This window comes from Leifsonia naganoensis, from assembly GCF_013410615.1.
Lineage (GTDB): Bacteria > Actinomycetota > Actinomycetes > Actinomycetales > Microbacteriaceae > Leifsonia > Leifsonia aquatica.
Map to the genome: position 1 here is coordinate 4,032,272 of NZ_JACCHJ010000001.1, position 24,060 is coordinate 4,056,331.

General features: G+C 67.9%; 23 protein-coding genes and 2 tRNA genes. 8 read left to right on the top strand and 17 right to left on the bottom strand.

From position 1 onward, the window contains the following. Positions 1–7: 7 nt before the first annotated feature. The 4 genes from HNR14_RS19355 to HNR14_RS19370 form a co-directional block, all read right to left on the bottom strand. A complete protein-coding gene (locus tag HNR14_RS19355; RefSeq protein ID WP_021762179.1) occupies positions 8–196 on the bottom strand; it encodes a hypothetical protein in 189 nt (62 codons plus the stop codon). After that, positions 193–1,491: an MFS transporter gene (locus tag HNR14_RS19360; RefSeq protein ID WP_179702271.1), complete on the bottom strand. Its 1,299-nt coding sequence runs from the start codon at positions 1,489–1,491 to the stop codon at positions 193–195. The genes HNR14_RS19355 and HNR14_RS19360 overlap by 4 nt, the downstream gene beginning before the upstream one ends. Next, on the bottom strand, positions 1,488–2,126 hold the full coding sequence (locus tag HNR14_RS19365; RefSeq protein ID WP_021762175.1) for an ArsR/SmtB family transcription factor: 639 nt from the start codon (positions 2,124–2,126) through the stop codon (positions 1,488–1,490). The genes HNR14_RS19360 and HNR14_RS19365 overlap by 4 nt, the downstream gene beginning before the upstream one ends. A gap of 105 nt (positions 2,127–2,231) precedes the next feature. Then, entirely contained in the window at positions 2,232–3,038 is an 807-nt protein-coding gene (locus tag HNR14_RS19370; protein WP_179702272.1) for a class I SAM-dependent methyltransferase, read from the bottom strand. Between the two features lie 75 nt (positions 3,039–3,113). On the opposite strand from HNR14_RS19370, the gene HNR14_RS19375 reads away from it, so the two are divergent. Then, complete coding sequence (locus tag HNR14_RS19375; protein WP_179702273.1) at positions 3,114–5,150, top strand: M3 family metallopeptidase; 2,037 nt, start codon at positions 3,114–3,116, stop codon at positions 5,148–5,150. A gap of 117 nt (positions 5,151–5,267) precedes the next feature. Then, complete coding sequence (locus HNR14_RS19380) at positions 5,268–6,575, top strand: ion channel protein (RefSeq protein ID WP_179702274.1); 1,308 nt, start codon at positions 5,268–5,270, stop codon at positions 6,573–6,575. Between the two features lie 18 nt (positions 6,576–6,593). On the opposite strand, the gene clpX is transcribed toward HNR14_RS19380, so the two are convergent. The 6 genes from clpX to HNR14_RS19410 all read right to left on the bottom strand — a co-directional run bounded on the left by clpX (position 6,594) and on the right by HNR14_RS19410 (position 11,619). Next, positions 6,594–7,868 carry an ATP-dependent Clp protease ATP-binding subunit ClpX gene (clpX, locus tag HNR14_RS19385; RefSeq protein ID WP_021762167.1) on the bottom strand — a complete coding sequence of 425 codons (1,275 nt, stop codon included), beginning with the start codon at positions 7,866–7,868 and terminating at the stop codon, positions 6,594–6,596. A 195-nt stretch (positions 7,869–8,063) separates the two neighbouring features. Beyond that, complete coding sequence (locus HNR14_RS19390; RefSeq protein ID WP_425485042.1) at positions 8,064–8,747, bottom strand: ATP-dependent Clp protease proteolytic subunit; 684 nt, start codon at positions 8,745–8,747, stop codon at positions 8,064–8,066. Between the two features lie 28 nt (positions 8,748–8,775). Next, entirely contained in the window at positions 8,776–9,372 is a 597-nt protein-coding gene (locus HNR14_RS19395; RefSeq protein ID WP_179702275.1) for an ATP-dependent Clp protease proteolytic subunit, read from the bottom strand. 111 nt (positions 9,373–9,483) lie between these two features. After that, positions 9,484–9,966 (bottom strand): tetratricopeptide repeat protein, encoded by a 483-nt coding sequence (locus tag HNR14_RS19400; RefSeq protein ID WP_179702276.1) that lies wholly within the window; start codon positions 9,964–9,966, stop codon positions 9,484–9,486. 75 nt (positions 9,967–10,041) lie between these two features. Continuing rightward, complete coding sequence (tig, locus tag HNR14_RS19405) at positions 10,042–11,484, bottom strand: trigger factor (protein WP_179702277.1); 1,443 nt, start codon at positions 11,482–11,484, stop codon at positions 10,042–10,044. 60 nt (positions 11,485–11,544) lie between these two features. Next, positions 11,545–11,619 (bottom strand) — tRNA-Pro (locus tag HNR14_RS19410). A gap of 98 nt (positions 11,620–11,717) precedes the next feature. On the opposite strand from HNR14_RS19410, the gene HNR14_RS19415 reads away from it, so the two are divergent. Further along, a tRNA-Gly gene (locus HNR14_RS19415) sits at positions 11,718–11,788 on the top strand. A gap of 775 nt (positions 11,789–12,563) precedes the next feature. Here the strand turns inward: HNR14_RS19415 and HNR14_RS19420 are convergent. Both HNR14_RS19420 and HNR14_RS21250 read right to left on the bottom strand, forming a co-directional pair. Next, positions 12,564–13,310, bottom strand: a complete 747-nt coding sequence (locus HNR14_RS19420; RefSeq protein WP_179702278.1) for an HNH endonuclease — start codon at positions 13,308–13,310, stop codon at positions 12,564–12,566. Between the two features lie 86 nt (positions 13,311–13,396). Further along, entirely contained in the window at positions 13,397–14,941 is a 1,545-nt protein-coding gene (locus HNR14_RS21250; RefSeq protein ID WP_179702279.1) for an AAA family ATPase, read from the bottom strand. Between the two features lie 922 nt (positions 14,942–15,863). Between HNR14_RS21250 and HNR14_RS19430 the strand changes: the two genes are divergently transcribed. The 4 genes from HNR14_RS19430 to HNR14_RS19445 all read left to right on the top strand — a co-directional run bounded on the left by HNR14_RS19430 (position 15,864) and on the right by HNR14_RS19445 (position 18,226). Next, positions 15,864–16,637, top strand: a complete 774-nt coding sequence (locus tag HNR14_RS19430; protein WP_179702280.1) for a DUF5677 domain-containing protein — start codon at positions 15,864–15,866, stop codon at positions 16,635–16,637. Positions 16,638–16,919: 282 nt separating this feature from the next. Continuing rightward, positions 16,920–17,291 carry a gamma-glutamylcyclotransferase family protein gene (locus tag HNR14_RS19435; protein WP_179702281.1) on the top strand — a complete coding sequence of 124 codons (372 nt, stop codon included), beginning with the start codon at positions 16,920–16,922 and terminating at the stop codon, positions 17,289–17,291. A 4-nt stretch (positions 17,292–17,295) separates the two neighbouring features. Continuing rightward, positions 17,296–17,964, top strand: a complete 669-nt coding sequence (locus tag HNR14_RS19440) for a response regulator transcription factor (protein WP_425485053.1) — start codon at positions 17,296–17,298, stop codon at positions 17,962–17,964. Positions 17,965–18,013: 49 nt separating this feature from the next. After that, positions 18,014–18,226, top strand: a complete 213-nt coding sequence (locus HNR14_RS19445) for an antitoxin (RefSeq protein WP_039922913.1) — start codon at positions 18,014–18,016, stop codon at positions 18,224–18,226. Between the two features lie 81 nt (positions 18,227–18,307). Here the strand turns inward: HNR14_RS19445 and HNR14_RS19450 are convergent, their stop codons facing one another. Further along, the gene (locus tag HNR14_RS19450) at positions 18,308–19,648 is read right to left on the bottom strand and encodes a sensor histidine kinase (RefSeq protein WP_343064544.1); all 1,341 of its coding nucleotides are present in this window, start codon (positions 19,646–19,648) and stop codon (positions 18,308–18,310) included. Between the two features lie 258 nt (positions 19,649–19,906). Here HNR14_RS19450 and HNR14_RS19455 point away from each other — a divergent pair, with 258 nt between their 5' ends. Beyond that, positions 19,907–20,389: a Dps family protein gene (locus HNR14_RS19455; RefSeq protein WP_021763778.1), complete on the top strand. Its 483-nt coding sequence runs from the start codon at positions 19,907–19,909 to the stop codon at positions 20,387–20,389. Between the two features lie 84 nt (positions 20,390–20,473). Here the strand turns inward: HNR14_RS19455 and HNR14_RS19460 are convergent, their stop codons facing one another. The 4 genes from HNR14_RS19460 to HNR14_RS19475 are packed head-to-tail and all read right to left on the bottom strand — an operon-like array spanning position 20,474 to position 24,052. After that, positions 20,474–21,928 carry an amidohydrolase gene (locus HNR14_RS19460; RefSeq protein WP_179702283.1) on the bottom strand — a complete coding sequence of 485 codons (1,455 nt, stop codon included), beginning with the start codon at positions 21,926–21,928 and terminating at the stop codon, positions 20,474–20,476. Further along, on the bottom strand, positions 21,925–22,563 hold the full coding sequence (locus HNR14_RS19465) for an FMN-binding negative transcriptional regulator (protein WP_179702284.1): 639 nt from the start codon (positions 22,561–22,563) through the stop codon (positions 21,925–21,927). Before HNR14_RS19465 ends, HNR14_RS19460 begins: the two co-directional genes overlap by 4 nt. An 8-nt stretch (positions 22,564–22,571) precedes the next feature. Then, positions 22,572–23,564, bottom strand: a complete 993-nt coding sequence (locus tag HNR14_RS19470) for an Fpg/Nei family DNA glycosylase (RefSeq protein ID WP_179702285.1) — start codon at positions 23,562–23,564, stop codon at positions 22,572–22,574. Continuing rightward, the gene (locus tag HNR14_RS19475; protein ID WP_021764927.1) at positions 23,564–24,052 is read right to left on the bottom strand and encodes a ribose-5-phosphate isomerase; all 489 of its coding nucleotides are present in this window, start codon (positions 24,050–24,052) and stop codon (positions 23,564–23,566) included. Before HNR14_RS19475 ends, HNR14_RS19470 begins: the two co-directional genes overlap by 1 nt. Positions 24,053–24,060: the final 8 nt, after the last annotated feature.

Genomic DNA, 24,060 nt, shown 5'->3' on the forward strand with positions numbered 1-24,060 from the left:
GCATCGGCTAGCGCGGGAGCTGCGGGAGGAGGCGCGCGGCGCTGTCGCGCGTGGCCTCGACGAGATCGACGCGCTCGGCGTGGTGCGACGAGCGGCGGACGGGGCGTGCGCCCCAGGCGGTCAGAGCGGCTCCGATGCGGAGTGCGGTGCGGTGGGTCCACGATCGGTGGGCCGGGAGCACATAAACGGTGGTCATGAGGCGGATCCTTCCGGGACGGGCTGGGGCGCGGGCTCCGTGGAGCCGGCGTCGTAGGTGCGGGCGCTGAACAGGAGGCGCGTGCACAGGAGGGTGAGGACGACCACCGCGCCGCCGCCGATGACGAACGGCAGCCGGAGGTCGATGCGGGCGACGAACCCGCCGAGCACGGTGGCGATCGGGGTGAGCCCCCAGCCGATCGTGCGGACGATCCCCATCGCGCGGCCGAGCATGTCGCCCGGGATGAGGACTTGGCGGAGCGCACCCCAGGGCACGTTCCAGACGGCGACGCCGAAGGCGCCCACCGCGTAGCTGAGGATGGCGACGACCACGTTGGCCGTGACGCCGACGCCGAGGATCCCGACTCCGCTGACGAGGATGGACCAGAACATGATCCGTCCGCGGCCGAAGCGGGCGACGAGCGCGCTCGAGATGAGGGCGCCCACGAGCGCCCCGACGCCCACGCCGGCGGTCACGACGCCGATCAGCGCCTCGGGCACCGAGAAGGTCTGCAGGAGCAGCAGCACGACGCTCCCCTGTGCGAAGGCCAGGGCCGACGCGGTGAGCGACGTCAGGATGATCATCTTGCGGAGGAAGCGGTGGCCCGTGAGGAAGCGGACGACCGCGCCCATCCCGGGCCGGGCGACCGCCGCTCCGGACGCCAGCTCGGCCTCCGTCGCCCGCACGTGGGCCCGGGCGGCGGCGGCCGGGATGGTCAGCGCGAGCAGGCCCGCGATGAGGAAGCCGGACCCGGTGAACCAGACGGGCAGCACGAGCGCCACCGCGAACAGGAAGCCCGCGATCGGCGTGGCGATGAAGTTCTGCACGACGATCTCGGCCGATTGCATCCGGCCGTTCGCCCGGTCGAGCTGATCGCGGCCGACGAGGCTCGGCACGACCGTCGTGGTCGCGTTGTCGAACACCGTCTCGCCGAGGCCGAAGAGCAGCACGCAGGCGTACAGCCACCAGATGGTGAGCGCGTCCGCGGAGATCAGCGCCGCGAGCAGCGCGGCCACCGCGAACCGCAGGCTGTTGGCGACCGCCATCGCGATGCGGCGGTCGACCCGGTCGAGCAGCATGCCGGCCGGGATGCCGAACAGCAGCCACGGCAGGAACGTCACCGCCGTGACGCCAGCGATCAGAGCGGGGTCGCGTGTGAGCGTTGTGGCGATCAGCGGGACCGCCGTGCGCCCGATGCCGTCGGCGAGGTTGCTGGCGATGGCGGCGGTCCACAGGCGGTTGAACCCGGCCCCCATCGGCGACCGGCGCACGCGCGGCTCGGGCGCGGCGGTCATCGCTCGCTGGCCTCCACCAGCGGGAACGCGTTGAACTGCACCTGGACGCGCTTGCGCCCCTCGGTGTCCTGGGTCTTCCACTTCTCCTTCAACCGATCCTGCAGCGCGTAGTACTCGCGGCCGAACTCGGCGAGCTGGTCGATCGTGAGCTCGAGGTGCGAGGTGGAGAGCGTGCTCGCCTGCATCCACTCGGCGCCGTACACGTCGAGGCCGCGGCGCACGAAGGCCGTGAGGCGGCGCTCGTTGTTCTGCTGCCACTCGCGCGAGATGAGCTCGTTGGCCTCGCGGCCGGCCGGCGTGGCCAGCGTCTCGAGGGAGCCGATGGTGACGCCGCCGGGAGCCATGCGCCACCAGCGCTCGCGACCGGAGCCGCGCTCCGCGTCCTCGACGATGATGTTGTGCTTGGCGAGCTGGCGCAGGTGGTAGCTCGTGGAGCCGCTCGACTCCCCCAGGCGCTCGGCGAGGCCGCTGGCCGTCGCCGGTCCGAAGTCGGACAGCTCGTTCATGATCTCGACGCGCAGCGGATGGGCGAGCGCACGCAGCGCCTCCATCCCGAGGGCGTCGTGCATGGGGTGCGAGATCGCCGGCGGCTTCTGCTCGGCCGGGGTCGACTCGCGCTCTTCATCGGTGGACATGTGACGAGAATACAATCGCAAAGACTTCTTTGCAACTACTTCTTTGCAACTATTTCTTTGCAACTACTTCTTTGCGATGGGGCCCACGCCCGCACACCGCCGACGTCAGACGCGGGCCACGATCTCCCCGTGGGGCATGCCGTACCAGCCCGACGGCGTCCGCACCCACTCCAGCCACGCGGCGGCGATCTCGTCCAGTTCGGCACTGCTCGCGATGCCGTGATCGAGAGCATGGCGGGCGAAGTCGGAGTCCACGACCCGGACGCTCCAGGACTCTCCCCACCATCGCCGGTCGTCATCCGACGCGAAGCACCAGATCGACGCCGAGCTGCTCACCTCCTCGAAGCCCGCCTCGAGCGCCCATCCTCGCAGCAACCGACCCGCGTACGGCTCGCCGTGGTTCGCCCGCTGAACGGCCTGGTTCACGCGCATCCACGCGCTCAGGCCGGGCAGCTGGGGCGCCCACATGGTCCCGCCCCAGTCGACGTCCCGAGCGACCATGTGCCCCCCGGGCTTCGTCACCCGCCGCAGCTCGCGGAGCACGGCCACCGGATCCCCCATGTGCTGCAGCACCTGGTGCGCGTGGACGACATCGAACGTCGCGTCCGGGAACTCCAGCGCGTAGGCGTCGCCGACCGAGAACGTGACGTTCTCCACACCGCGCTCGGCGGCCGACCGTGTGGCGTGCTCCACGATGTCCGCGCTCGCGTCGATCCCGACCACCGGCCCGGGCGCGACGCGGGCGGCGATGTCGAACGTGATCGTGCCGGGACCGCTGCCCACGTCCAGCACAGCCGCTCCGGGATGCAGCAGCGACGCGAAATAGGCGCCGGAGTTCTCCAGCGTCCGCCACTCGTGCGACCGGAGCACGCTCTCGTGATGACCGTGTGTGTAGCGTTGCTGAGCGTCCATGCTGACATCGTATGCACGGCGGCGGAGGCCTCCGCGCCACGTTACATGGACGTCCGCTGGCCGTAGGCTGGACTGATGGCAGACACGAATCCGTTCTTCTCCCCCAGCACCCTTCCCTACCAACTGCCGCCGTTCGCCGAGATCCGGGACGAGCACTACCGCCCCGCCTTCGAGCGCGGATTCGCGGAGCAGCTCGCCGAGGTCGAGGCCGTCACGGCCTCCCCCGAGCCGGCGACCTTCGAGAATACGTTCCTGCCGTTGGAGCGCTCGGGAGGCGTGCTCCAGCGCGTCGCCGAAGTCTTCTTCAACAAGAGCTCCTCCGACAGCACGGACTTCACCAACGCGCTCGAAGAGGAGATCGCGCCGCAGCTCGCGGCCCACCAGGACGCCATCCTGCTGAACCCGGCGCTGTACGCCCGCATCGCCGCCGTCCATGACCAGCTCGACGACCTCGGCCTGGATGCGGAGTCCCGCTACCTCGTCGAGCGGTATCACACCGAGTTCACTCTCGCCGGGGCCGGCCTCGATGACGCCGACAAGGAACGCCTGCGCGAGTACAACCAGCGCCTCTCGACCCTGACGACCCGGTTCGAGAAGAACCTGCTCGCCGACACGAACGACCTCGCGGTCGTGCTCGACTCGGCCGACGAGCTGGACGGCCTCGGCGAGGGTGAGATCTCGGCCGCGGCCGAGGCCGCGCGCGAGCGCGGACTGGACGGCAAGTACGTCGTCTCCCTCGTGCTCCCGACCGGTCACCCGTGGCTCGCCTCGCTCACCCGCCGCGACGTGCGGGAGCGGATCATGACGGCCTCCCGCTCCCGCGGCATCCGCGGGGGCGACAACGACAACCGTGCACTGGTGCTCGAGATCACCCGGCTGCGGGCCGAGCGTGCGCGCCTGCTCGGCTTCGACACCCACGCCGCCTTCGTGACCGCCGACCAGACGGCCCGCACCCCGCAGGCGGTCGCCGACATGCTCGGCCGGCTCGCCCCTCCCGCCGCCCGCAACGCCCGGGCCGAGCAGGACGACCTCGAACGACGGCTCCCCGAGGGCGACTCCGTGCAGAGCTGGGACTGGGCGCACCTCACCGACGCTGTGCGGCAGGAGAAGTACGACGTCGACTTCGCCGCCATGCGCCCCTACTTCGAGGCCGAGCGCGTGCTGCACGACGGCGTCTTCCACGCCGCGACCAGCCTGTACGGCATCACGTTCGAGGAGCGACCCGACCTGGTCGCATACCACCCGGAGGCGCGCGTCTTCGAGGTGCGCAACGAGGACGGCAGCGAGCTCGGTCTCTACATCCTCGACCTCTACACCCGCGACTCCAAGCGCGGAGGGGCGTGGATGAACCCGCTCATCTCGCAGTCCGAGCTCCTCGGCACGCCGACGGTCGTGGTCAACAACCTCAACGTGCCGAAGCCCGCGGCGGGCGAGCCCACCCTCCTGACCTACGACGAGACGAACACGCTCTTCCACGAGTTCGGTCACGCCCTGCACGGGCTCTTCGCCCACGTCACCTACCCCAAGTTCGCCGGCACCAACGTGTTCCGCGACTTCGTGGAGTTCCCGAGCCAGGTCAACGAGATGTGGATGCTCTGGCCCGAGATCGTCGAGAACTACGCCGTGCACCACGTGACGGGCGAGCGGATGCCGCAGGAGCTGGTCGACCGCCTCCACGCCTCCGAGTCGTTCAACGAGGGCTTCGCGACCAGCGAGTACCTCGCCGCCGCTCTGCTGGACCAGGCCTGGCACGCGATCACCGCGGACGACACCGTGGAGGACGTCGCCGCGTTCGAGGCCAAGGCCCTCGCGGACGTCGGGCTCGATGCGCCGGCGATCCCGCCGCGCTACGCGAGCACGTACTTCGCGCACACCTTCTCGGGCGGCTACGACGCGGGCTACTACTCCTACATCTGGAGCGAGGTGCTCGACGCCGACACGGTGGAGTGGTTTAAGGAGAACGGCGGGCTCAGCCGCGCCAACGGCGACCGCTTCCGTTCGCGCCTGCTCGGCGTCGGCGGTTCGAAAGACCCGTTGGAGGCCTACCGCGACTTCCGCGGCCGCGACGCGGTCATCGAGCCGCTGCTGAAGCGGCGCGGCCTCGGCGACTAGCCGGGCTCCGCTCTCCACCGGGCTCGGTGATCTACCGGGCTCCGCTCTCCACCGGTACTAGCCCCCTTCCCGCGGCTGGCCCTAGCCTGGGCCCAGACTCCGCGGGAAGGGGACTCCATGAGCACAGCCGGCCCGGAGCGCCCGCTGCCGGCGCCCACGGTCCGTATGCTGCTGCTCCTCAGCATCCCGGCCCTCCTCATCGGGGTGCTCTCCGCGCTCTCCCTGTGGCTGCTCGACGAGGTCGCCGACCTGCTGCAGAAGGCCGTGTGGACGGCGTTGCCCGGCGCTATCGGCGTCGACGGGGCGTCCGGATGGTGGATCTTCCTGGTGCTCACGGTCACCGGCGCCGCGGTGGGGCTCGTCGTCTGGCTGCTCCCCGGCCATGCCGGCCCCGATTCCGCCACGACCGAGCTGGTGACGACGCCGCCCCCACCCGCGGTCGTGCCGTCCCTCGCGCTGGCAGCGGTGCTCGGGCTCGCCGGCGGCGTCAGCCTCGGGCCGGAGAACCCGATCATCGCCATCAACGCGAGCCTGCTGGTCGCGCTGGTCCTGCGGCTCTGGAAGCGGGTACCTGCACAGCTGGTGCTCCTGATGGCAGCCTCGGCCACCATCGGAGCGATGTTCGGCACCCCCGTCGCCGCCGCGCTCGTCTTCACCGGGATCGTCGCGGCCGCGCCCGGAGGAGGGGCCCTCTGGGATCGACTGTTCCTCCCCCTCGTCGCCGCTGCAGCGGGCTCCGAGACGATGGTCCTGCTCTCGCACCCGCAGTTCGGCGTGCCGTTACCCGCCTATACCGACGTGCACTGGCCGGACGTCATCTCGGCTCTCGTGATCGCGACGGTGGCGGCGCTGCTCGGCGTGCTGGGTGCCACGGCCTTCCCGGCCGTGCATCGCGCGTTCCACAGCCTCCGGAACCCGCTTCTCGTCTCCCTCGCCGGTGGCGTCGTGCTCGGCGTCCTCGGGGTCATCGGCGGCCCGCTCACGCTGTTCAAGGGGCTGGAGCAGATGGGCGAGCTGATCCACGACCGGGCCGACTATTCTGCGGTGCAGCTCGTGGTGATCGTGGTCGTGAAGATCGCAGCCCTGCTCGTCGCGGCCAGCGCAGGGTTCCGCGGGGGTCGCGTGTTCCCGGCCGTGTTCATCGGGGCGGCGATCGGACTGCTCGCCGCGGCCCTCGTGCCGGGCATCCCGCTCGCCGTCGCCGTGGCCGCGGGGGTGCTCGGGATGACGGTCGCCGTCGCACGGGACGGCTGGATCGCGATCTTCGTCGCGCTGGCCGTGACGCAGAGCGTGGCCGTGCTGCCGATCCTGTGCCTGGCCATCCTCCCGGCCTGGCTGGTCGTGACGCGCTCGCCCCAGTGGCTCATCCGGCCGCGCGTCAGCGCCGACGGACTCACCGCTCCGACGCTCCGCCCGGAGGCGTGAGCGACCGGAGGGAGCCGGTCAGGCCGACTTCTCCTCGCGCCGCGGGCGGTGCGGGACGATCGTGGGGGCGGCGTTCTCGAGCACGGCCTCCTTGGTGACGACCACGCGGGCGACCTCGGAGCTGGACGGCACCTCGAACATGATCGGGCCGAGCACCTCCTCCATGATCGCGCGGAGGCCGCGGGCACCGGTCTTGCGGAGCACGGCCAGGTCGGCGATGGATTCGAGGGCGGCGTGCTCGAACTCGAGCTGCACGCCGTCGAGCTCGAACATCCGCTGGTACTGGCGCACCAGGGCGTTCTTCGGCTCGGTCAGGATCTGCATGAGCGCGGTCTGGTCGAGCTGCGTGACGGTCGTGACGACGGGCAGACGGCCGATGAACTCCGGGATGAGCCCGAACTTGTGCAGGTCTTCCGGCAGGACCTCGCTGAAGAGGTTGATGTCGTCGCCCTTGGAGTGCAGCGGGGCGCCGAAGCCGATGCCCTTCTTGCCGGCGCGGGACGAGATGATCTCCTCCAGGCCCGCGAAGGCGCCGGCCACGATGAACAGCACGTTCGTCGTGTCGATCTGGATGAACTCCTGGTGCGGGTGCTTGCGGCCGCCCTGCGGCGGGACGGAGGCCACCGTGCCCTCGAGGATCTTGAGCAGCGCCTGCTGCACGCCCTCGCCGGAGACGTCGCGGGTGATCGACGGGTTCTCGGCCTTGCGGGCGATCTTGTCGACCTCGTCGATGTAGATGATGCCGGTCTCGGCCCGCTTGACGTCGTAGTCGGCGGCCTGGATCAGCTTGAGGAGGATGTTCTCGACGTCTTCGCCGACGTATCCGGCCTCGGTGAGAGCGGTCGCGTCGGCGACGGCGAACGGCACGTTGAGGCGGCGCGCGAGCGTCTGTGCGAGGTAGGTCTTGCCGCAGCCTGTGGGGCCGATCAGCAGGATGTTGCTCTTGGCGATCTCGACGTCGTCCATGGCGTCGGCCGCGGTGATGGTCTGCTTGGCGCGCACGCGCTTGTAGTGGTTGTACACGGCGACCGCGAGGGACCGCTTGGCGGCCTCCTGGCCGATGACGTACTCCTCGAGGAACCCGAAGATCTCCTTCGGCTTCGGCAGCTCGAACTCGCTGGCGGCCTCTTCGCCGGCTTCGGCGAGGCGCTCCTCGATGATCTCGTTGCAGAGCTCGACGCACTCGTCGCAGATGTACACGCCTGGACCGGCGATCAGCTGCTGGACCTGCTTCTGGCTCTTGCCGCAGAAGGAGCACTTGAGCAGATCGGCGCTCTCCCCGATTCGTGCCATCCCTCGTCCCCTCCCACTACACGGGTGTCTTCTCAACGAGCCTAACCTGTGCGGGCGACAATGGTGCGCACCGGCGGGTCGATAACGTCACACGGGCTTCTGCCCAGAGCAGACAGCCTGGTGCAGATCCGGCCGCCGAGACGCAGAAGGGCGGGACGGTCGATGCGACCGTCCCGCCCGTCGGCGTGGAGCTGCTTACTTGACCAGTGCCGGCAGCGTCTTGCGGCTGGTGAGCACCTGGTCGATCAGGCCGTACTCGAGGGCCTCGTCCGCGGAGAGGATCTTGTCGCGGTCGATGTCCTTGTTGACCTGATCCTGCGAGCGGTTCGAGTGGCGCGAGAGCGTCTCCTCGAGCCACGTGCGCATCCGCAGGATCTCGCGGGCCTGGATCTCGATGTCGGACGCCTGGCCCTGGCCGGCCTCGCCGACGGCGGGCTGGTGGATCAGGATGCGGGCGTTCGGCAGAGCGAGGCGCTTGCCGGGAGTGCCGGCGGCGGTGAGGACCGCGGCGGCCGAGGCGGCCTGGCCGAGGACGACCGTCTGGATGTGCGGGCGGATGTACTGCATCGTGTCGTAGATCGCCGTCATCGCGGTGAACGAGCCACCGGGCGAGTTGATGTACATGACGATGTCGCGGTCCGGGTCCTGGCTCTCGAGCACCAGGAGCTGGGCCATGATGTCGTCCGCGGAGGCGTCGTCCACCTGCACGCCGAGGAAGATGATGCGGTCCTCGAAGAGCTTCGCGTACGGGTCCTGGCGCTTGTAGCCGTAGGCCGTGCGCTCCTCGAAGCTGGGCAGGATGTAGCGGGAGCCGGGCGCCTGCACGCCGCCGAGGGCCTGGCCGCCGGTGGGGGCCCCGCCGAGCATGGGGATGTTCATTGTGTTGTCCTTAGTCCTTTCGGCGTCGCTACTTGTCAGAGCCCTGGTCGGTGCCGCCGCCGCCGGCGACGTCGAGCGCCGACTCGCGGATGTGGTCGACGAAGCCGTACTCGAGTGCCTCCTGGGCGGAGAACCAGCGGTCGCGGTCGCCGTCGGCGTTGATCTGCTCGACGGACTTGCCGGTGGCCGACGCGGTGATCTCGGCGAGGCGCTTCTTCATGTCGAGGATGAGCTGCGCCTGGGTCTGGATGTCGCTCGCGGTGCCGCCGAAGCCGCCGTGCGGCTGGTGCAGCAGGACGCGGGCGTTGGGGGTGATGTACCGCTTGCCCTTGGTGCCCGCGGTGAGCAGGAGCTGGCCCATCGAGGCCGCCATGCCGATACCCACGGTGACGATGTCGTTCGGCACGAACTGCATGGTGTCGTAGATCGCCATGCCGGCCGTGATCGACCCGCCGGGCGAGTTGATGTAGAGGTAGATGTCGCGCTTCGGGTCCTCTGCGGCCAGGAGCAGCAGCTTCGCGGCGATCTCGTTCGCGTTCTCGTCCCGGACCTCGGACCCGAGCCAGATGATGCGGTCCTTCAGCAGTCTGTCGAAAACATTGGGCTGGATACCCAGGTCGGCCATGTTCGCTCCGTTTCCTTGTCGCTTGGAATCGAATCTATCGGAGCGCCACGGGCATTTCGGTGGTGTTCGCCCTGGGCAGAGAGCCGTGGCGCGGGAGGTGCGGGGCCGGAGTCACTCGTCGTCGAGCTCGGCGGCGTACGCCCCGACGGCGCGACCGTAGCGGCCCAGGTGGGGCGACAGGGCCGTGAGCGACTCCCGCAGGGCGTCGGCGTGGAGGCCGAGGTCGAACAGCGCGAGGGCGGCGAAGGCGTGCGCGTCGGCCGCGAGCGGGTCGTCGGGTCGCGCATCGAGGAGGTCACGCAACAGTTCCACGGCCTCCTGCGGGCGGTCGAGATTGCGGAGTGTGCTGGCGAGCTGGATCGTCGCGCGGGTGCGCTCCGGCTCGGCCAGCCCCGCGTCGAGGGCGCGGCGGTAGAGCGGCTCGGCTTCGGCCTCCCGGCCCGCGTAGTCGTAGGCGCCGGCGGTCTCGTACATCCCGAGCGCGTCATCGGGCCGTTCGGCCGCGAGGGCCAGGATCGCGGCGAGTGTCGCATCCTCCCCGCGGGTCGCGGCTTCGTCCCACACGGCGTCGATGCGTCGCTGCCAGTCGTCCATCGTCGTCCCCTCGTCCTGATCCTGGAAACGACGAAGGCCGGGCGCATGCGCACCCGGCCTTCGTCGTCGATGGGATTACTCCGCGTCCGCGGCCTTCTTGGCGGCCGGCTTCTTGGCGGGAGCCTTCTTCGCGGGAGCCTTCTTCTTCGGCTTCTCCTCGGCGGCGGGGGCCTCGGCGGCAGGAGCCTCCTCGGCCGGAGCCTCGGTCGCCTCGTCGGCGGCCTCGTCCTCGTCGTCACCGGAGGCGACGGCGGTGAACTCGCTGAGGTCGACCGGCTTGCCGTTGCTGTCGACGACCTTCACCTTGCCGAGGACGATCGCGAGGGCCTTGTTGCGGGCGACCTCTCCAACCATCGACGGGATCTGGCCGTTCTCGCTGAGGATCTTGACGAACTCGTTCGGGTCCATGCCGTACTGCGCAGCACCCTGGATGAGGTACTGGGTGAGCTCGTCCTGGCTGACCTTGACGTCCTCGGCGCTGGAGACCTCGTCGAGGAGGATCTGCGTACGGAACGTCTTCTGGCTCGACTCGGTGACCTCGGCGCGGTGCACGTCGTCCTCGAGGCGGTTCTCCTGCTCGAGGTGGCGGTGGACCTCGTCCTCGACGAGCTGCTCCGGGACCGGGATCTCGACGAGCTCGAGGAGCGTGTCGACGAGCTGGTCGCGGGCGGAGGTGCCCTGGCCGAACGCCTTGGAGCGCTCCACCTGGGTGCGGAGGCTGTCGCGCAGCTCGGCGATGGTGTCGAACTCGCTGGCGATCTGGGCGAAGTCGTCGTCCGCCTCCGGCAGCTCGCGCTCCTTGACGGCGTTGAGCGTCACGGTGATCTGCGCGTTCTCGCCCTCGTGGTCGCCGCCCATGAGCGGGGCCTCGAAGGTGGTGGTCTCGCCGGCGGTCAGCGTGTCGAGCGCCTCGTCGATGCCCTCGATGAGCTCGCCGGAGCCGATCTCGTAGGAGATGTTCGCGGCGGTGTCGACCTCTTCGCCACCGATCTCGGCGGTCAGGTCGATCTGGGCGAAGTCGCCCTTCTTGGCCGGGCGGTCGACGGTGACCAGCGTGCCGAAGCGGCTGCGCAGGTTGTCGAGCTCCTCGTCGATGTCGCTGTCCGCGATCTCGGCGGCGTCGACCGTGATGGTGATGTCGTCGAGCTTCGGGAGCGTGATCTCGGGGCGGACGTCGACCTCGATGGTGAGGAGGAGGTCGCCCGAGAAGTCGGCCTCGGCCGGCCACTCGGTGATGTCGGCGGAGGGGCGGCCGAGCGGGCGCACGTCGTTCTCCTCGACGGCCGCACGGTAGAAACCGTCCAGACCCTCGTTGACGGCGTGCTCCAGCACGGCGGCCTTGCCGACTCGCTGGTCGATGATCGCCGGCGGGACCTTGCCCTTACGGAAGCCGGGGATGCTGACCTGCTCGGCGATGTGCTCGTACGCGTGGGTGATGGAAGGCTTCAGCTCCTCCGGCGTCACCGAGATGGTGAGCTTTGCGCGGGTGGGGCTGAGCTTCTCGACCGTGGTCTTCACGATGTCTGGGTTCTCCTGAATGTTCGAACGGTGGTCTTCTCGCAAGGAACGAGGTCCTCGTCGGGGCGACAGGATTCGAACCTGCGACCTCCCGCTCCCAAAGCGGGCGCTCTAGCCAAGCTGAGCTACGCCCCGGCTAAAACGGTGCGAAAGACCACGCGCAAGTCTACTGCACACGAGGTGGCCCCCGCGTGTACTACGATGGTCGTCGGCCGTCGCAGTGCAACGGCTTCGGGGATGTAGCTCAATGGTAGAGCCTCAGTCTTCCAAACTGATTACGCGGGTTCGATTCCCGTCATCCCCTCCCTTTCAGACACTGGGCGAGCGGCCCGTTGAGCGAAACGCTCCGGAACGCGATCCCCGTCAGAACCCCGTTGCGACAGGATGACGACTATGGGTGTACGTGATGGCTGGCCGGAGCCCGGGGTACGGGTTCGTCCGGACCTCCCTCGTCAGTTCACGCAGAGCGGCAGAGAGGTAGATTTCTTCCTTCCGGTCGTTTGCACTGACCGCAAGCACCACCGCGAGACGCGCCTCACAACAATCATCCGTGAGCTTGACGGTGAACTTCACATGCCTCGCCTTTTCGAGGCATTTTCGCCGCCGATGGGCGAAGAAGCTACGCCGAACTCTTTGATGAGTAGGTCGTCCTACACCTTTCTTTGCCCCAGATGCCCACGCGGGCCCGTCGTCGGTCGGGATCGGTGGTGGGCAATCGCTTTACGACACGCGCAGGCTGGCCTCCCTGTTCTCGATATTTCGTACCTAGACTGAGAATCTCTCATAAGTTCTAGAGAGCCCCGGGCGTCGGCGGGGTAATTTCCGGGTCGGAACATGGACCTTGCGCTCGCCGCCCGCTCACCGGTGGGTCCGTTCAGGACGCCCGGAGGAGCAAATGGGACAGAGCTCAAAGAGCCAGCGGAAGCAGACACAATCGCCGCATCTGACCGCAGCCCGTGACGGCTGGGGAACCACAGCCCGCTACCTGCTAATTGTCTTAGCCGCGCGCGGCGTACCTGCGTCATGTCTAGTCGCGCTAGTCGCACTCGTCCGGAGCATGCTCGGATAAGGCAATTCGACTAGACGGGGATATCCCACCCACCACTGCAAAACCAGTCGCTAGCCGCCCATGTTCTTAGAGCGACCGCGCGCCATGGCTCGTATTCCGCCTCGTCATAGCTGTCGGCCAGCCCGACGAGGGTAGCTCTTAGGTGATCTGGTCCCGCGAGCCGATAAGTGCTGCGGAAGAAACCTCGGTGTCCGATGAACAAGTTGGATGCGCTCGAACCCCAAATGGATGCGAGACTCCGTGACTTGAAGTGGTTACGGACCCTTGCATCGGTCAGATCGTCCCAGTCCGCGAGCCGCTCCACCCGGTACTGCAAAGAACCTTCACCCTCCTCCGTAAGGTCAGCCGCGACCCAGCTAGTCCCTCCGATGCGATCGAAGTACGGATGAAGTGGAAGTTCCTCCTGATTTGTGGAGTATTCGTCTTGCATGTCGTGGTTGCAGCGATGACACACCGGAACAAGATTCGAGGGCGTCATCGCTAGACGCGCGAATGGGGATTTCGGCAAATAGTGGTCAAGTTCTTCCACCGGAGTCTGCAGACATAACGCGCAACGGTCGTCGGTGCTTGCCTCAATCAAATTCAGAAGAGCTCGCGCCTCGCCGCCATCCCGCTTAGATGCTGCCTTCTTGTAGGCGTACCTGATGGCCTTCTCGTCGTCCTCAGTCAGCGTCGGGTCGCCGGGAACTAGTTCATGGAGCCTCGCGACAGGAGCCAGGCTTAGGAACTCTGCCTCTGAAGCCTCCAGCGTGGCCAACTTGGATCTGACCTGTTCAATCGTCGGGCCGCCCGGAACATTCGCCAGGAGATCAGCAACGCTGAACCTTGGAAGGGGGAGAGGTATCAATCCTCCGCCACCAGTCGCTTGATTTCATCAAGGTCACGCGATGCCAACCAGGATTGCAACAACGCTCGCCCCTCAAGCCCCACCTTTTGCTCGAAGCGCTCCAAAATGTTCTCGTACGACTGGTCTTCGAGAGCTTCCTGAAGCAGCATCTGCGAGAATCCAGAACCGACCACCTCTAGACCAAACACAGAATGAGTAAGAACTCCCACGTTCTCGGCAAACGTTTCGCGGCTGGGACGGCGTGCTGTCACAACGTCGTTCTTGCGTGTGATCAGGTATACGGACTCCTTTGGAACCTCCTGAAGAATTACTGGCGAGTGAGTCGCAATTATGGCTAGTCCGTTGCGCTTCTTCAGGAGTTGAGAAAGCGCGCGCACGAACGCCGATAGGAGGGGCGGATGTAGGTGTCCCTCCGGTTCATCCATCACGACGAGGCTCCGGTCTGCAAGCGTTTGAACAAGCCTGGTGATGGTCAGAAGGATGATCTTGTGTCCCGAGCTGAGTCTCTTCTCGTACAACTGCTTGGCACCGGCGCGATAAATGGCACCGTCTGATATGCGTTCGGAATCCGCGAGAGCGATTACGTCAGCGCTTGCAAAGTTCGGATCCGACTGAAGCACGTCGAGCGCGGAACGCCAGAGTTCCAAAGATTTTCCTGTCACCACGCTCCAGGCGCTCGCGGCGAATTGGTTGCCAAGATCGTTAGCCGCGATAGTCACCTTCGCGGCGGCAGGGTCTTCTTTTTCTCGACTCTCGCTGGTGGAGTTCGCATCATCTTCCGATTTCAGGCGCTGAAGGCCGATATATGCGTACGGGGCCAGGTAGGCAGTTGGACTGGCCCTAACGGGGATCTCTACGGCATCGAAGGCGCTGAAACCGATGTAGATGATATTGGCGAAGGACGTGTGCTCCGCCCCACTCTGGAATGATCCGTCTTCTGGCCGAGCGAACGGAGCTCCGAGTAGGGACCTGGTCATACTCTGTAGCAAGGTCGTTTTTCCGGATCCATTGCGCCCGACAAGCACATGAATGTTTGTCGGAGGCTTTGAGTCCGGCAACACCTGGAAATCGAGACGGAGCGGCTGACCGTAGGGGTTCAGGGACGGCTTGATGAAGGTCAGGTCATAAGCTCGCCGCTGGAGCTCGCCGAAGATGATCGCTCGATATGCCCCGGTGACCGTCACCGGGCTGACGAACCGCAGCAGCGATTCGCTCACGACGCGCGCCGTCCGCACCTCACGGAAGAGTGAGTCGTTCAGCGCAAGATCCTGTAGGGCGCGGAGCACCCCTTTGGCCTTCGGGCGGCCTAGACGGTCCACCAGGTTCGTATAAAACGCCTCATCTTGTCCGAGGGACACGTAGCCCGCGCCCAATCTTGAGAATTCGCTCTCTAGGGGCGTTTCGCCGCCACGAATATTGGAATATGAGTGGTCGAGCTTCGCAATCTTTACGCTCCCGAGGTGGTGCCGTTCGCCCTGGGGGTCTACATAGCCGACGAGGAACTGCGTGCGGAATTCGAACCAGTCGTTCCAGTCCGTCACCCGCAGCTCGATACTCTCGACGCCGTCTGTAGGATCGTTACCCCAAGCGGGCTCGAGCACCCGAAAGAGCATTCAGACCTCCATGTCGCACCCACGGGAAAGCTTGCACGGTCAAGGTGCCGTTCGAAGCACCATGCAAGAGGAGCGTACGGGACAAAGTGATCGAGTTGTCATATTGCAGCGGTGTACGCCTCAAACTGGGCGATCTCAGCGCTGTAGTCGCTCGGGTACAAGTGCGAGTAGACGGTATCCGCAATTACCCATTTCGTCCCCCTATGTGTTAGCTGCATGCTCGCTGAGTAAACCCTACCTCGTTCGTTTTCCCCGCCGCTTGAAACCTCGCCCCGCCCGTTTGTCACCCACTCTCGACAGCCCACTGGAGGTCACTCTCCGTCACGCACCGTGCCCGCAGAGCGACGATTGATCGCAGGAAGGGATGACCAATGAACAACGAAAGTTCTGGCTATTCGGCCCCAGGAATCAACGACCGCCGGTTGCCCGGCGGTCGCACACGACCGCTGCCCGCGAAGGAGCAGCTGATGCTGTTGCGGCGCGCACATCTGCAGGACGCGACGCCCCCTGACGGCGTGGCGACGGGTACGCAGATTCGTCCGAGCGCGCGACACTCGGCCGCACTGTGTATCGGTCCGCGCTGGCAAGATGTATCGTCCGGCGGATGGACCATCCTGGGCTGCCGGCCGCGTGGCGCCTGACTTTCTTCTGCGGTCCCTCCGACGACCACATTGCCGAGGTTGAAATGCTCGACGGACGCGCCCCATCGAGGGTGCTGATTCCCTTGACGGGGATTGGTTCGAGCTCTTCGAGTTCGAGACGTGGGACGGCCCCCAGCCGCGATACGAATTCGCCGGATTCAGCCCCCGATTCGATGCCGGCCAGGAGGGCCAAATCAGATAATGGGTCGATGAGCACAGAGGCTGCGGACGTTCCTGACGCCGAGGAGTCGGCTGCCGTCCTTCGAGGGCTTCTCCGGCGTTGGGAGTCCTACGGCCCAGAGGCCCGCATTCGAATCATCGACGGAAGCCTCGTCGGCGGATTGCAGATTCGCACGCTCGCTGAGCATTGTGCCCGCCTAACGGAGGCCATCCTGTTGCTCGTATCCGAGGGTCACTACCTCACCGCGATGCCGCTGATCCGGCAGACGCTCGAGTGCGCCGTCACCGCAGCATGGATTTCGATCGCACCAAACGCGTCGTTTGCGGCCGTCTACGAGAGCGCACGCCAGCAGAAGAACGCGTACGACGCGGCCCTGCGTCAGGACTCCCTGTTCGAGGATCCCGCGCGCACCGAGGAACTCGCAGACATGTTGGAGCGGTTCGGCGGGTATAAAGCCGACGCGGCCAAGAATTTCGAGACGCGCTGCAAACAGCTGAAAGGCGGCGAGAGTCTCTACGTCTATTACCGGATTTTCTCGCAGGTGGCGCACGCGGACATGTCCCTGATGGACGAGTACTTGGAAAAGATCGCCAACACTGGAGACGACACGAAGGACTACCGATTTGTCACCCCAGCGCCCTACCCGCTGATCGGTACAGCCCTCGCATTTCAAGTCTGCATGCTGGTGTTGGCCCAGAGCGCGTATGACAATGGCATCGAAGGCACGCCGCACGCCGCAGAGTTGCGGTCAATCGCGGATCGGTTTGGCTTCAACAGTGACATAGCCTGGTCCGAAGAGTAATTCCAGGCTCGTTGCTCTGGAAACTGATCGCGCGATCCCCGTTAGACGGGCGGAAAACCCCGTCACCGCGCCCGACCGACGCGAACCGAGCCGCGCCTAGGTGCGCTGAGTAACGGGGCTTGAACCCGCCACTCCCCCAGATAATCACTGGTGAGAATGAGGCATCGCGGCTTGGCTCGGGGCGTGCTGGTTCAGCTCGGATCAAGCCTCGCGCACGTCTTCCAAACTGATCACGCGGGTTCGATTCCCGTCATCCCCTCCATCACCTGACACGATGTCTGTATGACCGCGTCGACTCCCGCCCCGCATCGCGTCTTCTCGTACGGCACGCTCCGGCAGCCCGACGTGCAGCGCGCGCTCTACGGACGCGAGGTGCCGACCGTCGCCGACGCGCTGCCCAGGTACCGGCTCGACTGGCTCGTCATTACCGATCCTGACGTGATCGCGACCTCCGGGTCCGATCGGCATCCCATCCTGCGCCGCGGAGAGCCCGGCGACCTGGTCGAGGGCGCCTTCCTCGAGCTCGACGGCACCGAGCTCACCGCCACCGATGCCTACGAGGTCGCCGACTACGTCCGGCGTGTCGTCACGCTCTCGTCCGGCGTCGAGGCGTTCGTCTACGTCGCCGGTGACGAGGGCGACGCCCGCCCCTAGGCTGATCCCCGTGCCGAACACCGCCTCCGCTCCCCTCCGTCTCGTCGTCGCCGACGACTCCGTGCTGCTGCGGGAGGGGCTGATCCGGCTGTTCGACGAGGCCGGGTTCGAGACGGTCGGGGCCTACGGCGATGCCGAATCGCTGCTCGCGGAGGTCGGCGAGGTGGCGCCGGATGTCGCGGTGCTGGATGTGCGGATGCCGCCGACGTTCCGCGACGAGGGCGTGCGCGCAGCACTGCGGTTGCGGGCCGAGCACCCGCGCGTGTCGGTGCTGCTGCTCAGTCAGTACGTCGAGGGGACGTACGCGCAGGAGCTGCTCGCAAGCGGGCAGGGCGGCACCGGCTACCTCCTGAAAGACCGCATCGCGTCGCTCGACGAGCTGCGGGATGCGGTGACGCGCGTCGCGCAGGGCGGCACGGTGCTCGATCCGGAGGTCGTCCGCGAACTCCTGACGCGGCGGATCGATCCCGTAGCTGCGCTGACTCCGCGTGAGCGCGAGGTGCTTGGACTGATGGCGGAGGGCCGGACGAACTCGGCCATCGCAGCCCAACTGGTGATCGGGGTGGGCGCGGTGGAGAAGAACGTGACCTCGATCTTCCAGAAACTCGGGCTCGAAGACTCGGGTGACGACCACCGCCGGGTGCTGGCGGTACTGGCGTTCCTGCAGCGGTAAGGACAGAATGGCGCGTGAACCGCTCATCGACGACGAAAGCAGGTGCACCGTGGCAGGACTGGACGACATCACCAACAAGGCCAAGGAATTCCTCGACAGCGACACCGTGAAGAACGCGCTGAAGTCCGAACAGGCCGAGGACATCAGCGACAAGCTGCTCGACGGCGTCGCCGACGCCGCCAACAAGGTCACCGGCGGCAAGTTCGAGGGCCAGATCGACGGCGCCCGCGACGCCGCCGACAAGGCGGTCGGCACCGAGTAGGGCCGACGCAGCACACGACAGACACCGCGAAGGGCGGGTGACGGGAGACCGTCACCCGCCCTTCTGCGTCGCGGCGGCCGATCAGGCGAGCGGGAGGCGCGTGCCGATCCGCGTCGGACCGCCGACCGGGCTGTCGACGACGAGCTCGCCGCGCATGCCGCGCACGCGCTCGCTCAGCCCGCTCAGACCATGACCCGGCGTGAGCGTCGCTCCCCCGGACCCGTTGTCCGTCACCCACACGCTCAGCCACTGCGCGCCGGACGGCTCGACGGTCCGGTCCAGGAACAGCCGCGCCTCCGTCGCCCCCGAGTGCTTCGCGACATTCGTCGCGAGTTCCGCGAGCACGTAGTAGGCGTTCCGCTCGGTCTCCGGGCTGAACCGCTCCCCCGGCGCGAGCGACGACTCCAGCCGCATCGGGACGGTGCTGCGCGCGGCGAGCGACTCCGCGGCGGCGACCAGTCCGCGATCCTGCAGCAGGGGCGGTGCGAACCCGCGGGACAGCGCCCGCAGCTCCTCCAGCGTGTCGCCGGCCTGCTGCCGGGCCTCGGCGAGCAGCGCCGCCGCCGCGTCGGGATCGTCGGCGAGCTTGCGCTCAGCGGCCGCGATATCCATCTGCAGGCGGATCAGGCGCTGCTGCGGCCCGTCGTGCAGATCGCGCTCCAGCCGGCGCAGCGCCTGATCCTCGGCGGCGACGGCGGCACCACGCGAGGCGGACAGGTCGGCGACCTCCCGCTGCAGCGTCTCCGACGGCCACGCACCGAGCAGGCCGCGGGCGATGGCGTCGTGCATGAGGGTGAGGCCGCGCGTGACGAACGGCAGGGTGGCGGCGAACAGCACGCCGGCGATGAAGTACAGGATGCGGTCGCCCACGATCGGGTCGAACGTCGAGCTCGACTGCGACGCCCAGTCCACGATCACCCGCGACAGGAACACCGTCTGCCCGTCGTGCGGGATGAAGCCCTCCCAGATCCAGCCGGTCAGGCCGCCGAGGGCCACCGACGTCCAGACGATCGTGACGGTCCAGGAGACGATGCTCACGATCGGGTTGATCAGGATGCCGTGCAGCAGGTACAGCCAGTAGTGGCCGTTGACGAACGGGCCGAAGGCGGAGCGCCAGAAGGTGCGCGGCTTGTCGGCCGGCTCCCACAGCGGACGGCGGATCTCCGGGCGACCCGCCCAGCGCAGCCGCTCGACTTCCACCGCACCGAATCCGCGCGCGGTGTAGAAGGTGCCGATCAGGATGAACAGGCCGACGTAGATGACGAGCGTGCCGACACCCGTCCAGAACAGGGACTGCAGCACGGACAGGCCGACGATCGCGATGGGCATGGTCAGGAGCAGGAAACCGAGCTCGCGCGGGACGCCGCGCCACAGGGAGCCGTACGTCGTGCGGTCGGCGGGCGGAGCGGGGCGTGCGGTCACGGGATCCAGCATGGCGGATGAGGCGGAGGTCATGGTCTTCTCCAGTCGGGGACGATGACTCCAGCCTCCCGTCGGCGGCCTCCCGTCGGTATGCGGGTGGCAGGCGGATCCCGGCGGGGGTTATCCCCCGGCTCCGGTCCGGGAGGCGTTCGGCGGCCACCCAGGCGAGCCTCAGCTTAGTTAGCGCAGCCTCAGCTTCGTTGCGGAATTCCGCGGGCTGAGTAGCGTTGAAGCAGGCACGAGAAAGGACGCCAAACAATGACGGACATCGCCGCAAGCCAGAGTGTTTCCAACCCGGACGTCGCCGCCGGAGTCGCCCAGTTCCTGAGCCCGGTGGTCATCGACCTCACCGCGCTCGTCGTCAACGGAAAGCAGGCGCACTGGCACGTGCGCGGCGCCAACTTCATCGGCGTGCACGAGCTGCTCGACACGATCGTCGACCACGCGCAGGAGTGGGCCGACCTGGCCGCCGAGCGCATCGTCGCCCTGGGGCTCCCGGTCGACGGCCGTCTCGGCACCGTCGCCGCGAAGACCACCACCCCGGAACTGACCGCGGGCTTCCGCCCCTCCAACCAGACCATCGCCGAGGTCATCGCGCAGATCGACGCCGCCCTCGCGGCCGTCAACACCGCCGTGAAGGAGCTCGACGAGCTCGACCAGACCAGCCAGGACGTCGCCATCGAGATCGCCCGCGGCCTCGACAAGGACCGCTGGTTCCTGTTCGCGCACATCAGCGAATAAGCACGTCACCGCGCCACGAACGCGCCTGAAGGGCCGCCCTCCGCTCCGGAGGTCGGCCCTTCGCCGTTCCCGGCGAGGACGCGATCAGCGCAGCGTGTCGTGCGTGAAACGGCCGGCCAGGAGCGTCGCCGCGACCGGAAGGGCGCGGAGCTCCTCGTCCGTCGCCGCGGCGGGGTCGAGGTCGAGAACCGCGAGGTCGGCCGGCTCTCCGGCGGCGATCCGGCTGCGCACCGACGCCTCCAGCGCAGCGGAGAACGGGATGCGCTGCTCGGGATGCCAGGGCTCGCGCCCCTCCCGCGACCGGTTCACGGCCGCCGCGATCGCGATCCACGGGTCGAGCGGTGTCACCGGAGCGTCGGAGCCGAACGCGAGCCGCACCCCGTGCCGTAGGAAGTCCGCGAGCGGAAACGCGCGGTCGGTCCGCCCCTCCCACAGCCGGTCGGCGACATCCCGGTCGTCCATGGCGTGCTCCGGCTGCACGCTCGCGGTCACCCCCAGGCGCGCGAACCGCGCGACGTCGGCCGGCTCGACCAGCTGCGCGTGCTCGATGCGGCCACGGGCGCCGACGCGCTCGAACGCATCCAGCGCCCGGCGGTTCGCCTCGTCACCGATGGCGTGCACGGCCGGCTCGATCCCGTGCTCGACGGCGAAGCGCATCGCGGCGACCAGCTCGTCCTCACCGAGGTTCGCCACGCCGTGACCGCCGTCGGGATAGGCGTGGCTGCACAGAGCGGTGCGGGTGTTGAGCGAACCGTCCGAGATGACCTTGAAGGGTCCGGCGGTCAGGAGGCCGGCCGTCCCGTCGATCGGCCGGCCGGTGCGCAGCCCGAGCGTCGCAGCGCGCTCCAGGTGGTCGCCGTAGATCCCGAACTCGACACGCACGCGCGGCTCGGCGGCCGAGAGCCTGCGCCGCCACGTCTCGACGTTCCAGCCGTACTCGAGGTCGACGACACCGACGACGCCCCGGCTCGCCGCGACGGCGGCGGCGTCGGCGGCCCAACGATCCATCGTCGCGTCGTCCGCGGTCGTGAGCGCGCTGGAGACGGCGAAACTCGCATCTTCGCGCAGCACCGCGTCATCCGACTCCACGCCGAAGCGCCGTGCGGCGGCCGTGTTGAGCCACGAACAGTGCAGGTCCCCGGCGATCAGGACGACCGGACGCTCCCCCGCGGCCGCATCCAGCAGCTCCCGGGTCGGGAGGTCGGGCCAGAGCGCGTCGTGGAAGCCGAAGCCGACGAGGAGGTCGTCCCCATCCTGATCCCGGGCGGACACGCGCCGCCGCACCAGGTCGGCGGCCTCCGCGGCCGAGGAAGCCCGGGACACGTCGAGCCGGCGCGCGGTCTGCGCCCACTGGGTGAAGTGCACGTGCTGATCCCAGAGGCCGGGGACCAGCCACCTGCCGTCGAGGTCGAGCTGCTCCGCACCGGCCGCGTCGATGCGACCCGCGAGGTCGACGGCATCGATGCGGCCGTCCGCGATCCGCACATCCACCACACCCTCCGAGCCGGGGATGCGGGCCCCGGTCAGCAGGAGGCTCATCGAGCGGCGCGGCGGCGGTCGTGCACGATCGTCATCTCGCGCAGCAGCCCGCCGCTGGCGTACGGGCCGTCGCCCGCGAGCTCCAGCAGGATGCGGTCGACGATGTGATCAGGCCGGTTCTGGCTCATCTTCTGCTTGGCGCTGATCCGTGTGGGCGTCAGCCGCAAGCCGACGGTCCCGGAGGAGATGCGCTGCGCGTAGGCGGAGTCCGCCTCCGTGCCCGCCATCTGCCGGGGCTCCGGCAGCTCGCGCTCGAAGTGGTCGACCAGCCGGGCGAGCACCTCGAGATTCTCCTCGTCGCTGAGGATCTCGGGCACACCCGAGAAGTGGGCCGAGATGAAGTTCCAGGTCGGCACGGCCGGCTTGTCGTCGTACCAGCTCGAGGAGATGTAACCGTGCGGGCCCTGGACGATGATCATCAGCTCGTGCTCGCCCAGCTCGTGCAGCTGCTCGTCGGGCCGGCCGACGTGGCTCAGGAGGCTGATCTCCTCCCGGGTGTCGTCGAGGATGACCGGGTAGTGCGACGCGACCAGGCCGGCCTCGGTGTGGCTGACGAAGGTCGCCCACGGGTTCTCGCGGACGAGCCGCTTGAGCTCCTCCGCGTCGGTGAGGGTGAAACTCGGGTTTTGGCGCATGCCGCCTCCTAGGCCTGATCCTTCGGGCACCAGTACAGCTTGCGGCCGCCCAGCTCCTCCATCACGATGTGGGTCCCGCAGACGCGGCAGGGCAGGCCCTCGCGCTTGTAGACCCAGTGCCGGTCGTCCCGGCTCGCCATCGCCTTGCGATACGACTCGTCGTCGAGATCGTCCATCGTCATCATCTGACCGGTCGCGACGCCGATGCGCAGCAGCTTGACCCAGTCGTGCCACAGCTCGCGCACGGTGTCCTCGGGGACCTGCTTGCCCGGCGTGTGCGGGTTCTGGCGAGCGCGGAAGAGCAGCTCGGCGCGGTAGACGTTGCCGATGCCGCTCACGACGCTCTGGTCCATCAACAGCAGGGCGATGGAGGTCGGCTTGCGGCGGACGGTCGACACGAACCGCTCCTCGGCCTCGGGTCCGTCGTCGAGCATCGGGTCGGGCCCGAGCTTGGCGATCACCGCATCCACCTCGGCCGGGTCGAGCACCTCGCACGCGGTCGGGCCGCGCAGGTCGGCGACGGCCGTGTCGGTCAGGAGACGCACGCGCACCTGCCCGACGGGCTCGGGCGGGAAGCTGGTGATCTCGGCCTCGAGCTTCTCGGACTCGGCCATGCGCAGCCGCGTGCGCCGGGGCGCCCCGATCGAGTGCAGGGAGTTCTCCCCCGCGTCGTCGAACACCCGGGCAGCATCGGCGTCGGTGCCGCGCTGGTTCGTCTGCCCCATGCGGCCGTTGGCGGAGGCGATGGTCGGGTCGACGCTGATCTCGCCCGCGAAGTCCCACGCGCCGTAGATGCCGAGGTGGATGCGCAGCCAGAGCCCGTTCTCGAACTCCAGGAACATCTGCTTGCCGACGGCCTTCGCCGCCGTCATGACCTGCCCGTCGATCCGCGCGGCGCCCTCGGCGAACCGGCCCTGCGGCGACGAGACCGTCACCCGGTGACCGACGAAGTTCGTCGCGAACTGCCGGGCGATGCGGTGGACGGAGTGGCCCTCGGGCATCAGCGGTCCACGTTCCGGCCCGCGATGTCGCCGGTGGCCTCGAACTCGGCGAGCTGGGCGATGCGGCGCACGTGCCGCTCCTCGAGCGAGAACGGCTCGGCGATGAAGACGTCGATGAATCGGGTGGCCTCCTCGACGGTGTGCTGCCGGGCGCCGATCGAGATCACGTTGGCGTCGTTGTGCTGCCGGGCGAGCTGCGCGGTGCTCTCGTTCCAGACCAGGGCGGCGCGGACGCCGAGCACCTTGTTGGCCGCGATCTGCTCGCCGTTGCCCGACCCGCCGAACACCACGCCGAGCGCCTGCACGCCGGCCTGCTGGTCGCGCACGACCGCCTTCGCCGCGTTGATGCAGAACGCCGGGTAGTCGTCGATCGGGTCGTACTCCACCGGTCCGTGGTCGACGACCTCGTGCCCCGCTGCCGCGAGGTGCTCCTGGAGGTGCCTGCTGAAGTCGAGGCCGGCGTGGTCGGTGGCGATGTGGATGCGCATGGAGCAAG

Bases quoted from the DNA above. Each gene is read 5' to 3' on its own strand.
- HNR14_RS19355 (WP_021762179.1), bottom strand. From the start codon at position 196: ATGACCACCGTTTATGTGCTCCCGGCCCACCGATCGTGGACCCACCGC.
- HNR14_RS19360 (WP_179702271.1), bottom strand. From the start codon at position 1,491: ATGACCGCCGCGCCCGAGCCGCGCGTGCGCCGGTCGCCGATGGGGGCC.
- HNR14_RS19365 (WP_021762175.1), bottom strand. From the start codon at position 2,126: ATGTCCACCGATGAAGAGCGCGAGTCGACCCCGGCCGAGCAGAAGCCG.
- HNR14_RS19370 (WP_179702272.1), bottom strand. From the start codon at position 3,038: ATGGACGCTCAGCAACGCTACACACACGGTCATCACGAGAGCGTGCTC.
- HNR14_RS19375 (WP_179702273.1), top strand. From the start codon at position 3,114: ATGGCAGACACGAATCCGTTCTTCTCCCCCAGCACCCTTCCCTACCAA.
- HNR14_RS19380 (WP_179702274.1), top strand. From the start codon at position 5,268: ATGAGCACAGCCGGCCCGGAGCGCCCGCTGCCGGCGCCCACGGTCCGT.
- clpX (WP_021762167.1), bottom strand. From the start codon at position 7,868: ATGGCACGAATCGGGGAGAGCGCCGATCTGCTCAAGTGCTCCTTCTGC.
- HNR14_RS19390 (WP_425485042.1), bottom strand. From the start codon at position 8,747: ATGAACATCCCCATGCTCGGCGGGGCCCCCACCGGCGGCCAGGCCCTC.
- HNR14_RS19395 (WP_179702275.1), bottom strand. From the start codon at position 9,372: ATGGCCGACCTGGGTATCCAGCCCAATGTTTTCGACAGACTGCTGAAG.
- HNR14_RS19400 (WP_179702276.1), bottom strand. From the start codon at position 9,966: ATGGACGACTGGCAGCGACGCATCGACGCCGTGTGGGACGAAGCCGCG.
- HNR14_RS19430 (WP_179702280.1), top strand. From the start codon at position 15,864: ATGAGCACAGAGGCTGCGGACGTTCCTGACGCCGAGGAGTCGGCTGCC.
- HNR14_RS19435 (WP_179702281.1), top strand. From the start codon at position 16,920: ATGACCGCGTCGACTCCCGCCCCGCATCGCGTCTTCTCGTACGGCACG.
- HNR14_RS19455 (WP_021763778.1), top strand. From the start codon at position 19,907: ATGACGGACATCGCCGCAAGCCAGAGTGTTTCCAACCCGGACGTCGCC.
- HNR14_RS19460 (WP_179702283.1), bottom strand. From the start codon at position 21,928: ATGAGCCTCCTGCTGACCGGGGCCCGCATCCCCGGCTCGGAGGGTGTG.
- HNR14_RS19465 (WP_179702284.1), bottom strand. From the start codon at position 22,563: ATGCGCCAAAACCCGAGTTTCACCCTCACCGACGCGGAGGAGCTCAAG.
- HNR14_RS19470 (WP_179702285.1), bottom strand. From the start codon at position 23,564: ATGCCCGAGGGCCACTCCGTCCACCGCATCGCCCGGCAGTTCGCGACG.
- HNR14_RS19475 (WP_021764927.1), bottom strand. From the start codon at position 24,052: ATGCGCATCCACATCGCCACCGACCACGCCGGCCTCGACTTCAGCAGG.